Raw genomic sequence first — 13,108 nt, forward strand, 5'->3', positions numbered from 1 at the left:
AAAAGCGGATGGCTCCGCCCGAAACATCCCGCTTTTGCGTCGCCACAACCCGGTTTTGTGCTGCGACTTACCGGATTTGCAGCACCGCGCGGGCCGTATTTTCATCGGTAATGAAAGCGTTGGCGAGCTTGCCGGTGAGGGCGGCGCGGATGGCTGGAACGCGAATTTCGCCCGAGCTGACGAGCAGCGTCGTCTGCTTGCTGTCGGGTGAGCGGAGCAACGAGGTCAGCCGATCGAAGTAGCCGGTCTCGATGAACCAGCCTTCCTTGTCGATCACCCCGCCGAGGATTTCGCCGACGGCGCCCGCATCCATGGCTTCCGCAAGTTCGCGGTCGCTGATGAAACCATCGAGATGAACGCCAGCCTGCCAGCCAACATTGCCGCTGCCCATCACCAGCAAATTGGCCTCATCGACCAGAGTTCTCAGCGTCTTATAGCCGAGCTGAGCCTGAAGGATCTCGCGGTCGGAAGTCGTCGCCGTCACCAGAGGCATCGGCAGCGGGTAGCTTTGCGCACCGATTCGTTCCGCCAGCTTTGTCACCACATCGTGACGCGATGCCCGTCCGGTCGGAGTGAGGTTGCCCATGAGCGACACGCAGCGATGCTGTGGCCGGTCCATGGAACCGACGCGCAGCACGGTTTCCCGCATCGCGGTGCCATTGCCGACGGCGATGGTGAAGGGCGATTTCTGGGTCAGCAGGTTGTCGAGATAAAGCGCGGCTACGGTTGCCGCAGACGGAATGTCTTCCGTGCTGCCGGCCTCGCTCAAGGACACTTCGCAGAACTGAAGGTCGAAGCGCTCTTTGAGCTGGTCCGCCAGGGCGATGCACTCGGCAAGTGGGTGCCGGACCTGGAAGCTGATCAGGTTTTCGCTGAGCGCCAGCGCGATCAGGCGCTGGACGATCTGGCGGGAAATGCCGAGATCCCCGGCGATATCGTCCTGTCGCTTGCCTTTGACGTAATAGAGCCAGGCCGCGCGTGCAGCCTGGTCGAGCCGTCGATCGGCTTCGCTTCTCTCGGTAACTGCCATGATCGTCTTAACGCTGTTGGCTGCTTAGAGCTTTAGGATCTTGGCGATGTTGCCGCCGACGATGGCGCGATAACCCTCCGGATCATCGGTGGCGCGTTCCATTTTCTTGAATTCGAATTCATAGTCCACGAAGGGGGAGTCCGTGCCCCAGATGACCTTCTCGGGTCCCAGTGCCTTGACCGCCGTCTGAATCTCGAAGATCGGCGCGCGCGAGGTTTCGAGGTAGAGGTTCGGGCATTCCTGAGCGTATTCGATGGCCTGCTCGACCGACCAGAAGAAGCCCATATGCGCCATCAGCAGCGTCACATCCGGGAAGCGCTTGGCCATGATACGGAATTCGGGCGGGCTGTTGAGCAGGTCGCTCGCGCCATGCACGATGACCGGGATGCCGTACTCATCCGCGATCTTGAACAGCGGGTCGACCAGACCGGAATCTGAAAGATGATAGCCGTTGATGGTCGGATGCAGCTTCAAGCCCTTGAAGCCCCAGTCGCGGATGCAGCGCCGAACTTCTTCGGCGGCATCGGGCTGCCAGGGATTGACCGCGCAATAGGGGATTAAGCGATCCGGAAACTCGTCATAGGCTTCCTTGATCGGATCGTTGGTGAAGTTGCCTTCAACAAAGGGGAACATGACGGCCTTGTCGACGCCGACCGCGTCAATCTTGGCGACGAGGTCCGCTCCGGTCTGCCGCGCGCCATGGCGAATGCCAAGGTGATTATGGGCATCGATGATCAGCGTCATGGGAAGTCCTCCGTTGAGATCTTGCGTTCTAGTGCTTGCGCTTCAGGGCGCCGATCGCCATCGCCAGCAGGATGAACCCGCCATTCAGCGCGTAGCGATAAGGGGCGCCGAGGCCCAGCAGCGTTAAGCCGTTGCTGAGGAAGCCGATGAACAGTGCCCCCATCAGCGTGCCGGGAATGCTCATCTCGCCCTGGCGTGATGCGAGTGTTCCGAGATAGGCGGCGGCAAAGGCGTCGAGTAGGAAGGGCTCGGCACCGCGCGGCATGGCGATGCCGGTGCGCGACACAAGCGCAACGCCGGCAAGCGCCGCCAGAACACCGGCGATCACGAAGCCCAAGCCGAATGTCAGGCGGATGTCGATGCCGGCAAGGAACGCGGCGCGGACATTGCTGCCCACAGCCTTGGCGTAGCGCGCAAACGGCGTGAAGCGCATGACCACGAAGACGACGAGGAAGACGACGAGAGCCAGCACGATCAGCGCCGCGACCGGTCCCAGATCCTTTTGCCCCAACCACAGGAAGTCGCGAGTGACGGAACGCGGCAGAGTGAACAGGATCTGCGGCTCGGCACCGTTGGTTGCCATCAACTCGCCCGAGCGAATGATGAACATCATGCCCAGCGTGCCGATGATGGCGGGGATGCCGACATAGGCCATCAACACCGCATTCACGAGGCCGACCACCAGGCCGAACAGAAGCGGAAGCGCGAAAGCCATCCAGATCGGATATTTGGCTATGATCAGCATGGCTGCAATGAGACCGGCCGCATCCGCCGTCTGTGCGATGGACAAATCGACGCCGCGCATCTTCATGACGATCGTCAGGCCGAGAGCCATGATCATCACGATGCCGCTTTGACGAAAGACGTTCTCGATATTGGCAGCCGAAAGAAAGGCGGGCTTCAGATACCAGAAGATGCCGAGCACGAAGATCATGCCGAGGATCGCGCCGTAATCGCGCAACAGACCAAGCACCGAGATCGAGGCGGTCGAGGACTTCGGCAGGTTTGATGAAACAGACATCGCGATGCTCCTCAGAAGATCAAGACCTGGCCGATGCCACGCTTGTGGATCACGCCAAGTGCGATGGAGAGGATGAGAACGAGACCCTGGATCCCGGGCAGGGCCTGGCTCGAAATCCCGATGAGGATGAGGCCGTTGGACAGAGAAGCGAGGAACAGGGCTGCGATCAGCGTTCCGACGACGTTGAGTTCGCCCGCCTTGTTCAACGTGCTGCCGAGGAAGGCGGCGGCCAGGGCGCTGATCAGGAAGTCGATGCCGGTGGCCAGCGCAGACGCGCCATAGGAGTATGAGGCGAGGATCACGCCTGCCAGACCTAGCACCAGACCGCCCAGCATGAAGGATGCGGTGGCATAGCGGGCGCGACCGATGCCGCGCAGCTCAGCCGCGACGAGGTTTTGGCCGACCGCATACATGCGCAGGCCAAGCCGGGTGCGCTTCAGCACAAAATGCAGGATTGCAGTCGTGGCAAGAAGCAGGAGCAGCACGAAGGGTACGGGGCCGACATAGCCCTGACCGATGAAGAAGAAGGCGGGCTGGTTGGCGAGGGTGAGAGCCTGTCCGCCATTGTAAAGCAGCGTTGCGCCCATCGCGACAAACATGACCCCGAGTGTGGCGACGAAGGCGGGCATGCCGAAGATCAGCACGAGGGCAGCGTTGACGGCGCCTGCGACCAGGCCGGTCAAGGCGCCGAGCCCAAGGGCGGCCGCCGATCCTGCTCCCGCAATCAATGTGCCGGCGGCAAGATTGGTCGCGAACTGGCTGACGGCGCCTGCCGACATGTCGAACCCACCGGCAATCAGCACGACGGTGAGACCAAGCGCAATGAAGGCCAGCACGCTGCCCTGTTTCAACACGTCGAAAATGTTGTTGAGGGCCAGAAACTGTGGCGCGAGCACCGCGATCAGGGCCAGCACAACCACCATGCCGCCGATCGTGCCCCAACGCGCCCAGACGCTTGGCGGCGTTGCGACCTGCGCGGGCGATGCGACGGCGTCTGCCGTGGGCATCTGGCTGGTCGCCTCATCGGCGACAGTCTCGCTGGAGGAGGTGGCAGATGCCGGCTTTGCCTCATCCGCCGAGCCGGACGCCCAATACAACAGCGATTCCGCCGTAGCCTCGCCGGGCTCGAACAGCTTGTTGATGCGACCCTTGTGCATGACGGCGATGCGGTCGCTCATGCCGGCGATCTCTTCGAAGTCAGACGAAATGAAGATGACGGCAGCACCGCGGCGCGCCAATTCCACCATCTGCCGGTAGATCTCGACCTTGGAGCCGACGTCGACACCCGTAGTCGGTTCGTCGAACAGGAAGACTTCGGCATCACCCAGGAGCCAGCGGCCGATGACGATCTTCTGCTGGTTGCCGCCGGAAAGGTTGCGGGTGGCCTGATTGAGATGGGGCGGCTGGATGCGTAGCCGCTGGACCAGAGACTTGGCCGCAGCCCGCTCTTGCCCGCCGCGCACGATGCCGGCGCGGGAATAACGCGTGAGTTCCGGCAGCGTGAGGTTTTCACGCACCGTCATGTCGGTCACCAAACCTTCATGGCGCCGGTCTTCGGGGATGAGCGCGAAGCCCTGCTTCTTGGCGCTGCGGGGCGTGCGAGGATTGGACGGCTTGCCGGCAATCGTCACCGTACCGGCTGAACGGGGCAGGGCACCGATCAGGGACAAAGCAAGCTCGCTTCGCCCGGCGCCCATCAGGCCCGCAATGCCGAAAATCTCGCCACGCCTGACATCGAGATCAACGCCGCGCAGCATATGGCCTTGCGCCAGACCGCGAACCTGCAGCAGTGGTTCGCCGATCGTGACCTGCTCTTTTGGGTAGAGCTGTTCGATGTCGCGGCCAACCATCATCTGGACGATGCCCGCGCGGGATGTTTCGGCGACTGGCAGCGTGGCGACCAGCTTGCCGTCACGCAGAACCGTGACGCGATCAACCAGATCAAGCACTTCGTCGAGATAGTGCGAGATATAGATGATCGTGACACCGTTATCGCGCAGCGCGCGAACGATGCCGAACAGAAGCTCGGCCTCGCTATCGCTCAAGGACGCCGTGGGCTCATCCAGGATGAGGATGCGCGGCTTGCGAACGAGCGCAGCTGCAATGGCGGCCTGTTCGCGCTGTGCCACGCTTAATTCGCCAACCAGCGTGTCAGCGTCGAAGGAGGCACCCACCTGTTGCAGCGCATCGCTGGTCTGCTTGCGCATCGCGCTAAGATCCAGCACGCTGCCGCCGAGCGTAAGTTCCTGTCCCAGAAACACGTTTCGCGTGACGTCGAGCTGTGCAACCAGCGGCTGGTCCTGATGCACGATCGCGATACCGTTGGCTTCCGCGTCGCGCGGATCGCGTAGCTGCACGCTCTTGCCATCAACCAGGATTTCGCCGCGCGTGGCGCGATAAACGCCGGTCAGCACCTTGACGAGCGTCGACTTGCCCGCGCCGTTCTGGCCCAGGAACGCATGGATCTCACCGGCGCGGATCTCGAGCGAAACATCGCTCAGGGCAACGACGCCGGGAAATTCCTTGCCAATGCCACGGCATTCGAGGACGGGGGTCGCCGCCGCCTCTGGCGCGCGCGCGACATCGATGGTGCTTGTCATAGGACAGAACCTCGGGAAGTTATGCGGGAGAAGGTGGCGTTTGTTCGCCGCCACCTTCGAAGGTGATTAAGGCAGGATGGGATGGACGACGATCAGCTCGCCGTTCTGCTCCCAACGCTCCTCGACATCCTCACGTGGGATGGACATCTCGTCCCAGATGCCGGCGCCCCAGCGCTTTTCGGCGGAAGCAACGCCATTGGCATGGGTCGCGAGCCAAGCATCGGTGAACAGCGTGCTTGCAAACTCCTTCTCGCCGGCGATGCCCTTCAGCAAGACTTCGGCCGCAAGCGAACCGATGCGCGGCACGTCCTGAACGACGGTGGCGACAAAGGGGCTTTCCTCGTCGAGCAGCATCTGGAAGCCGACACGATCGCCGTCGATCGAAGCGATCTTGATCTCGTTGCGATCATTTCGGCGCACGGCTTCTACGGCACCGGAGACGAGCAGATCGTAAGCACCCCAAACGGCGGCAACGCTGCCGGGCTCGGGGTTGGCAGTCAGGATGTCTTCCATCTGCGCCTGAACACGCGCGGCGCTATGCTCGGTCGGCACTTCATGCAGCTTGACCTGCGGATAATCCGCCACCATCGCCTGCAGGATGCGCTTGCGCGTCTCAAGGATCGGCGCGCCCGGCACCCAGAATACGTAGACGTCGCCCTTGTAGTCGATGCTGGACAAAAGCGCCCGGCTGACGATGGCCGACATCAAGGCATCGTCACCGCCGACATCGGCCAGCACGCCTTCCGTCTTGGAACCGATGGAGGTGGTGACGACAGGGATGCCAGCCGCATTTGCCTTCGCCACGACCGGTGCCAGCTGTTGTGCGTCTCCGAGCTGGACCACGATGCCGGCAACACCGGAATTGATCAGGCTTTCGATATTCTCGTTGTGCTTGCGCGGATCTGCGCCGCCATCGGTCACCACGACTTCCGCGCCAGCCGCCTTCAGCGCCTTTTCGGCGCCGGCGATGATGTCGCGGTTGTAGTCGTTGGTAATTTCGCGGGCAGCGATGCCGATCTTCTTGCCGGCGACGTCCTGTGCGTGAGCGGCACCGGTCAGCGTTGCCAAGCCGATCGCCGCAGATAGAGCCAAGCCCTTCAGCGTTCCTGAAATCATGATGTTTCCTCCACCACGCCGGCTGGAGCACCAGCGGTTCGGGCCATCTATGTCGGGCAATTATTCAGAGAGCAAGCAGAAAATCGAAAAAGTGATCCTCTAGGTTTGCCAAACCGCTATGCTTAGTGAGCAAAAGCTCATGATGCGCTGACCATACTAGTCCCATCCAACTCGTAACTCTTGTTTGCCGCATTCTGGATGAGAGCCAAGGCGACGGGGGGCAGAAGGAAGGTCCAGATGGCCAACCAGGGGATTGATACGGCCTTTGCTTGTCCTCTTTCGCGCGCGCGATCGTTGAGGATATCGCCCAGCGTTATGATCAGGATCGGCACGGCGAGCGGTGCCAGAAGTGCGATCAGCAAGGCGCCCAGCGGCGTCAACAAACGCTGCGACGGCTCCGCACCGGCGAGTTCGCCATGGATGCGGTACATCCAGTAAAGGAAATAGATGAAGGCGGCGACGACCAGAGCCAAGATCAGGTAGTAGCCGATGAGGAAGGCGGGAGACGCGAAAAGCTCGTAGCCACGGTCCTCTAGGATATAGTTCGCCAGGATCATCGCGCCGAGCAAGACGGGCGGCGTAAGCAGGAGCAGCGCGACCTTCCAAGGCGAGCGCCGGCGAGGTTCAAGCGGTACGTGGCGTGGGCGCGGTTGATCAACAAAGGAAAAGTTCGGCGCGGCCATGAGCACGATGACTGCAAGGACAAGGTAGGCGACAAACGCCAGCAGGATAGGTAGGCCGCTTTGAAAGCGCCCATAAAGCAAGGATGATCCGAAGGCCGCAAAGTTTGAGGCCAGGAGGGTTGTCGACAGGACGGCGAGGGCGCCGGCGAAGTCGAGTCTCGTCGGCCGTCCGCCGTTCAACGTGACCGCGATGGTTATAGGGAAGACCGCCTGAACCGTTCCGAGGAGCAAGCCGAACGGAAATAGAAGCGCAAGCGTGCCGCCAAGATAAAAGATCGCCGAGAAGGCAATTGCAGTGAGGGTGCAAAGGGTGAGCGGGCTGATCAAAGCCCACCAGGGATGCCGTCCGCCAACAACAAAGGCGAGAAAGGCGCCGATTACCCAGCCGAAATTCAAGCCGAAATAGAACAGCCCGATTGTCTGATAGCTGCTCCCGGTTTCCGACAGCATCAGCGGGAAGAAGGTGGTGAGGCTCTGTCCGCCAACCGCCACAAACAGGGCTGCGGCAAACAGCGCCCAGAAGCGGTAGGTGCTCAGAAAGTCTGCCAGGGTCCATCGAACGCTGTGCAAGGCAGAAGTGTTTTCCATCTGAGAACCATGCCTCTCGTTTGGAGCAAGCTGATACAAGGCTCGCGCCTGAACGAAGCCGAAATTCAGCTTCGCTCAGCAACGAGCCGTGATCATTGATGCAGGGCGTGCGACGCTTATGCTTGCGCGGATCCGGAAAGGTAATCCGCGACGCGGGCCACTTCGTCCGCGGAGCCGAGCACGACGCCGACACGCTGATGCAGACTGTCGGGCTGAATTGCCAGGATGCGCCGCTTGCCGTCCGTCGCCATGCCGCCGGCTTGTTCCACGAGGAAAGCCATCGGGTTGGCTTCATACATCAGGCGAAGCTTGCCGTTCTGCATATTGGGCCGCGTGTCGGTCGGATACATGAAGACACCGCCGCGGGTCAGCACGCGGTGGACGTCACCGACCATCGAGGCCATCCAGCGCATGTTGAAGTCTTGCGCCCTCGCGCCTTCCTTGCCTGCAACCAGTTCGTCGATGTAGCGGCGCACCGGCGCTTCCCAGTGACGGTGGTTGGCCATGTTGATCGCGAATTCACGCGTGGCACGCGGGATCGTCATGTGATCGGCGGTCTGCACCCATGAGCCCATCTCACGATCGAGCGAGAAGGCATGAACGCCGGTGCCAACCGTCAGCACCAGAAGCGTCTGCGGACCGTAGATGGCGTAGCCGGCCGCGACCTGCTGCGTGCCCGGTTGGAGGAAGTCGGCTTCAACCGCTTCCCGCCCGGCGACGCTTTCCGGCGCCTTGAGCACGGAGAAAATCGTGCCGACGACGCCATTCACGTCGATATTGCTTGATCCATCGATCGGATCATAAACGAGCAGATATTCGCCTTTCGGGAAACGATGTGGGATCGGATGGATCGCTTCCATCTCTTCGGAAGCAAGGGCTGCCAGGTTGCCGCCCCACTCGTTAGCGTCGAGCAGAATGTCGTTGGAAACGACGTCCAGTCGCTTTTGCACCTCGCCCTGCACATTCACTTGGTCGAGTGACCCGAGCGAGCCGGTGATCGCACCCTTGTTCACGGTATGGCCGATCACCTTACAGGCGCGGGCCACAACCTCGATCAAAAGGCGAAGCTGGGCCGGCATGGCATTCTCGCGCCGCTGCTGCTCAACGAGAAACTGGGTTAAAGACTTCTTCATGCGAACCCCTCCGGATCATCGATTCACAGCGGGCTACGATCATGCAGCCGCTTGGCATTAGGGTGACGGCGTAACGTACTTACGTCCGCGCGCACAGGCTTGGCCTGAGGCTCAAATCGATTTTATCGCGATTGAAAGCCAAGCGTCCGCAACATTTGCGCTGAGTTCACGCACCCTGATCTGCAGGTCATTGCCACTGAGCGCAACGGCAGCGCTGAGTTCGGAACTTGGCGATATGTCGACGATCGTCCACAAGGCAGTAGGCGACGGATGGTCATCGTAGCGCAGAAGAAGCGGGTTTCGTCCTTCCGGAGCCAGTTGGACGGCGAAAGTCTGCAAAGACCGCGTTCCCAGTCCGTCGCCGGTCACCTTCAGGATCGCTTCCTTGCGCGTCCATCCCGCATAAAAGCCCCTTAATCGCATATCCGGTGGCAAGGCCGCGAATTCCGCGCGCTCCTCTTCTGCAAAGTGGTGGGCGATGACGGCATCGATGTCAGCGATCTCGCGGACACGCTCAAGATCGACGCCGATTGGACCTGCGTGCGTGACCGCGATCAGACCGGCACCGTGGGAATGGGCGAGGTTGAAGTGGAGGGGGGGCGCCAGCATGGGCTTGCCGGCCGGGCCATAGTCAAAGCGCAGGGAGCCGGGTGCCTGTCCGAGATAGGTCCCGAGCAACAGGCGCAGCAGACCGCGACCGATCCGGTAACGCGTACGATCCAGCGCGAACACAAAGCGCGCGGCGCGTTCGTGCTCGTCGGGCGCAAGCAGATCGCTCAGCCTGTCGGCGTCGAAACCGTCCATTTCGAAGAACCAGCAATGGACGTCATTTGAGTCAAGCGGCCCTAGGTCATGAAGCATTGCGTACGACTTCGAGCAACGTTTGTTGCATCTGACGGTATCGAAGGCCTGAAGTTCTGTCCATTTGCTGGCGAGCGACACAGGGATGAACAAAGTCTCTTTCTTTATAGCTGGGAACAACGGATGATTGCTTGAAGCCGGTGGGTGGCTCCGGCGGTTTGATGCGGTGAGGGTGGCATGGGCGGGTCCGTATCCGATCACACCGGGCTGGTGCTGGTGACCGGCGGAGCCGGCTTCATCGGCTCCAATGTGGCGCTGGCGCTGGCCGCTCAAGGCAGGCAGGTCGTGATCTGCGACGATCTTGGTGCCGATAACCGTTGGATGAACCTGCGCGAAGACACCTTCCACGATATCATTGCGATCGATGATCTTTCGCGCTGGCTTTCCAGCCATGAGGATGAGGTCGCGGCGATCGTGCATATGGGCGCGATCTCCGCCACCACCGAGCGGGATGTCGACAGGATCGTGCGGCTGAACATTCGCGCTTCGCTCGATCTTTGGGCGTTGTGTGCACGGGTTGGCATACCCTTCATCTATGCCTCCTCGGCGGCGACCTATGGGGATGGCACGCTCGGCTTTGACGACACACAGGATCTCGGCCAGCTGGAACGTTTGAAGCCGCTCAATGCCTATGGCTGGAGCAAACATTTCGTGGATCGTCGCATCCTTGCCGACCGCGATCGCGGTGCAACGATGCCGCCGAGTTGGGCCGGGCTCAAATTCTTCAACGTGTACGGGCCTCGCGAAAGCCACAAGGGCCCGATGCGCTCGGTGATCCACCAGATCTATCAGACCATCGAGCGCGGCGAGACGGTTACGCTGTTCAAGTCCGACAACCCTGCTTATGCCGACGGCGGGCAGATGCGCGACTTCATCCATGTCGATGACTGCGTGCGCTTCATCCTGAACGTATTGGCGAAGCCCGGCACTGCCGGCATCTTCAATGTCGGAACCGGGCAGGCGAGGACCTTTCGCGAACTCGCGGTTGCGACCTTTTCCGCGATGGGCCGAAAGCCTGACATTCAATACGTGGACATGCCGGTCGAACTGCGCGCGCGCTACCAGTATTTCACCGAAGCGAAAACGGGTCGGGGCGTTGCTGGGCAACTTGCGCCGAACTACCGGTCGTTGGAAGAGGGCGCGCGGGATTATATCTTCTGGCTTCGGGACAATCCCGACTTCTGAAGTCCGCGATAGCGGCAGCTGCGAAGTCCCAGAGGTTGCCGCCTGGAAAGAGATGGCCCGTCACCCCGGCCGCTGCGGCAGCCTGCATGTCCCGAGCCTGATCGCCGATCATGTGAGAGCGGGCGAAATCGAGGTTGAGGTCGCGAGCAGCACGCAACAGCATGCCGGGCTTCGGCTTGCGATCTTCGCTGTCGCGGTCATAGAGCGGGGATCCGCATCCGGGCAGATAGGGGCAGACATAGATCGCGTCGATCCGCGCTCCTCGTGATGCAAGGTCTTGCATCAGAGTTTCATGCAAGGCGGCCAAGTCTGCTTCCGAGAAATAGCCGCGCGCGATGCCGGACTGGTTTGTCACGATCACGACAGCCCATCCCAAATCGTTGGCGGCCTGGATCACCGCCTCAACGCCTGGGATGTAGTGGAAACGCTCCCAACGCGAGACATAGCCGTAGTCGACATTCACCACGCCGTCGCGATCCAAGAACAGCGCCGGACGCGAAGGGCCCGCCATCAACTGGCCTGAAGACTTGGCGCTAAATCGTCCATGACCGCCAGCACTTGGCTCGGCCGGAGGGTCGCCATGATCTGCATGGCGGATGGATGCTGTTCGAATCCATAATTGATATAGCCGGCATATGGGTGCGGTGCGTCGAGGCCGATCGCATGCGGGCTAGATGACCCCCAGCGTGCTGCACGCGTTGGTCCGTGCAGGCCGATCGAGCGCCCGTTTACCGCTGCGGAAAGGTGAAGCACGCCGGTATCGACCGAAATGAGCATGTCGACTTCCGCCAACAGTTCGGCAAGGAGGCTTAGTGACAGTTTTCCGCAGAAATTGGTGACACGCTCATTTGGCAGGGCAACCCGCTGAATGAGGTCATCCACCACAGGCTGGTCCCTGGACGTCCCGGTCAGGCCGACGCGGTAGCCGCGCTGGACAAGGGCGTGGATCAGGTTTCGCCAATGATGCATCGGCCATGCCTTGGCGGCAGCCCGCGAGCCGCCGGCTGCGATGTGGCAGAGGATGAGGCCTCTTGGATCGAGGTCGGCTTCAAGCAAGGCGCGGTGCCGCTTGATCGCCATGCCCGATACGGGGCCAGCGCCCAGGGCGTCCGCCATAGCCGACAGGTTGCGGCTTTCGTGCCGATCGATGCGGTGAGGCACGGCTAGATCGTAGAGGGACCCTCGCCGGCTGCCTTGTGGCACGAAGCCGGCAGTCCAGGCGTCGGTCATGCGCGCCGCCAAAGCAGTAGCATAGGGCCAGGGGCAAAGGTCGACGACGATGTCCGGTGCCAATGCGCGCAGTTTCACCGCAGCTTTCAGCGGGTTGGTGAACGAGATTTGCGCCATGTCGACCGGCGCCAACAGAATCTCAACGGCGGCCGCATTGCTCGGCCCATGTGCGACGATGACGGTTGCTCGGGGAAAGCGCTTGGTCAAAGCAAGGATGCAGCCAGAGCCGATCAATGTGTCGCCGATCGCAGTGGGCTCGATCACGACGATACGGCGCGGGTTTCTAGGCATCAGCGGTTTCCGTCGCATCGCTCCGATCATCGGAGCGATGACGGTTCCGACGGACTGATCCAGCTTTCGTCCCAACTCGCCCGAGCGCATCAGCCTTTGACCTCCGCCAGTTGCTTCGACCGTTCAATGATACGGGTGGTGGAGAAGCCTTCCACCAGATCAACCAGTTCGACGCGGCCGCCGTAGGATTGGACGAAAGCACCGCCGACGACGGTGTCGACCGTATAATCAGAGCCCTTGAGGATGACGTCGGGCTGAAGCGCCTCGATCAGTCCCATCGGCGTGTCCTCGTCAAACAGCAAGGCCATGTCGACGGCCTCCAGTGCTGCGATGACTTCGGCACGGGCGCCGTCCGGCTGGATGGGTCGCGCTGGCCCTTTCAGACGCCGGACCGATGCATCCGTGTTGAGCGCGACGATGAGGCGGTCGCATTTCTTGCGGGCCTTGTTGAGAAGCGTGACATGGCCGCGGTGAATGATATCGAATCAGCCATTGGTGAAGCCCACCGAAAGACCCTGCCGCGCCCAGTCCGCGCGGATCGCCTTTGCCGTCGCAAGTGAGGCGAGCTTACGGTTGAGCATCGTGCTGTCGGCATGCTGCAACATGGCGGCGATAAGCTCGGAAGC

At 61.4% G+C, this 13,108-nt stretch carries 12 protein-coding genes; 1 reads left to right on the forward strand and 11 read right to left on the reverse strand.

Translation table 11 applies throughout. From position 1 onward, the window contains the following. Window positions 1–67 precede the first annotated feature (67 nt). The 8 genes from RTX98_RS05585 to RTX98_RS05620 form a co-directional block, all read right to left on the reverse strand. Window positions 68–1,030, reverse strand: a complete 963-nt coding sequence (locus RTX98_RS05585) for a sugar-binding transcriptional regulator (protein ID WP_312795180.1) — start codon at window positions 1,028–1,030, stop codon at window positions 68–70. Between the two features lie 24 nt (window positions 1,031–1,054). Next, on the reverse strand, window positions 1,055–1,774 hold the full coding sequence (locus tag RTX98_RS05590) for an amidohydrolase family protein (protein WP_189506657.1): 720 nt from the start codon (window positions 1,772–1,774) through the stop codon (window positions 1,055–1,057). Window positions 1,775–1,802: 28 nt separating this feature from the next. Beyond that, window positions 1,803–2,795 carry an ABC transporter permease gene (locus RTX98_RS05595; protein ID WP_312795183.1) on the reverse strand — a complete coding sequence of 331 codons (993 nt, stop codon included), beginning with the start codon at window positions 2,793–2,795 and terminating at the stop codon, window positions 1,803–1,805. A gap of 11 nt (window positions 2,796–2,806) precedes the next feature. Next, entirely contained in the window at window positions 2,807–5,395 is a 2,589-nt protein-coding gene (locus RTX98_RS05600) for an ATP-binding cassette domain-containing protein (protein WP_312795185.1), read from the reverse strand. A gap of 66 nt (window positions 5,396–5,461) precedes the next feature. Then, complete coding sequence (locus RTX98_RS05605) at window positions 5,462–6,511, reverse strand: substrate-binding domain-containing protein (protein WP_312795186.1); 1,050 nt, start codon at window positions 6,509–6,511, stop codon at window positions 5,462–5,464. A gap of 137 nt (window positions 6,512–6,648) precedes the next feature. Next, window positions 6,649–7,782 carry a hypothetical protein gene (locus RTX98_RS05610; protein WP_312795187.1) on the reverse strand — a complete coding sequence of 378 codons (1,134 nt, stop codon included), beginning with the start codon at window positions 7,780–7,782 and terminating at the stop codon, window positions 6,649–6,651. A 116-nt stretch (window positions 7,783–7,898) separates the two neighbouring features. Further along, window positions 7,899–8,915: a class 1 fructose-bisphosphatase gene (locus tag RTX98_RS05615; RefSeq protein ID WP_312795188.1), complete on the reverse strand. Its 1,017-nt coding sequence runs from the start codon at window positions 8,913–8,915 to the stop codon at window positions 7,899–7,901. Between the two features lie 111 nt (window positions 8,916–9,026). Next, the gene (locus tag RTX98_RS05620) at window positions 9,027–9,857 is read right to left on the reverse strand and encodes a 4'-phosphopantetheinyl transferase family protein (RefSeq protein ID WP_312795189.1); all 831 of its coding nucleotides are present in this window, start codon (window positions 9,855–9,857) and stop codon (window positions 9,027–9,029) included. Window positions 9,858–9,953: 96 nt separating this feature from the next. On the opposite strand from RTX98_RS05620, the gene rfaD reads away from it, so the two are divergent. Beyond that, window positions 9,954–10,961 (forward strand): ADP-glyceromanno-heptose 6-epimerase, encoded by a 1,008-nt coding sequence (rfaD, locus tag RTX98_RS05625; RefSeq protein WP_312795190.1) that lies wholly within the window; start codon window positions 9,954–9,956, stop codon window positions 10,959–10,961. On the opposite strand, the gene RTX98_RS05630 is transcribed toward rfaD, so the two are convergent. The 3 genes from RTX98_RS05630 to RTX98_RS05640 all read right to left on the reverse strand — a co-directional run bounded on the left by RTX98_RS05630 (window position 10,846) and on the right by RTX98_RS05640 (window position 12,961). Next, a complete protein-coding gene (locus RTX98_RS05630; RefSeq protein ID WP_312795191.1) occupies window positions 10,846–11,472 on the reverse strand; it encodes an HAD family hydrolase in 627 nt (208 codons plus the stop codon). The genes rfaD and RTX98_RS05630 overlap by 116 nt on opposite strands. Further along, complete coding sequence (locus RTX98_RS05635) at window positions 11,472–12,482, reverse strand: glycosyltransferase family 9 protein (protein ID WP_312795192.1); 1,011 nt, start codon at window positions 12,480–12,482, stop codon at window positions 11,472–11,474. The genes RTX98_RS05630 and RTX98_RS05635 overlap by 1 nt, the downstream gene beginning before the upstream one ends. 89 nt (window positions 12,483–12,571) lie before the next feature. Next, on the reverse strand, window positions 12,572–12,961 hold the full coding sequence (locus RTX98_RS05640) for an adenylyltransferase/cytidyltransferase family protein (RefSeq protein WP_416223068.1): 390 nt from the start codon (window positions 12,959–12,961) through the stop codon (window positions 12,572–12,574). Window positions 12,962–13,108 lie beyond the last annotated feature (147 nt).

This window comes from Tianweitania sp., assembly GCF_032053605.1.
In the GTDB taxonomy this organism is placed as follows: domain Bacteria; phylum Pseudomonadota; class Alphaproteobacteria; order Rhizobiales; family Rhizobiaceae; genus Tianweitania.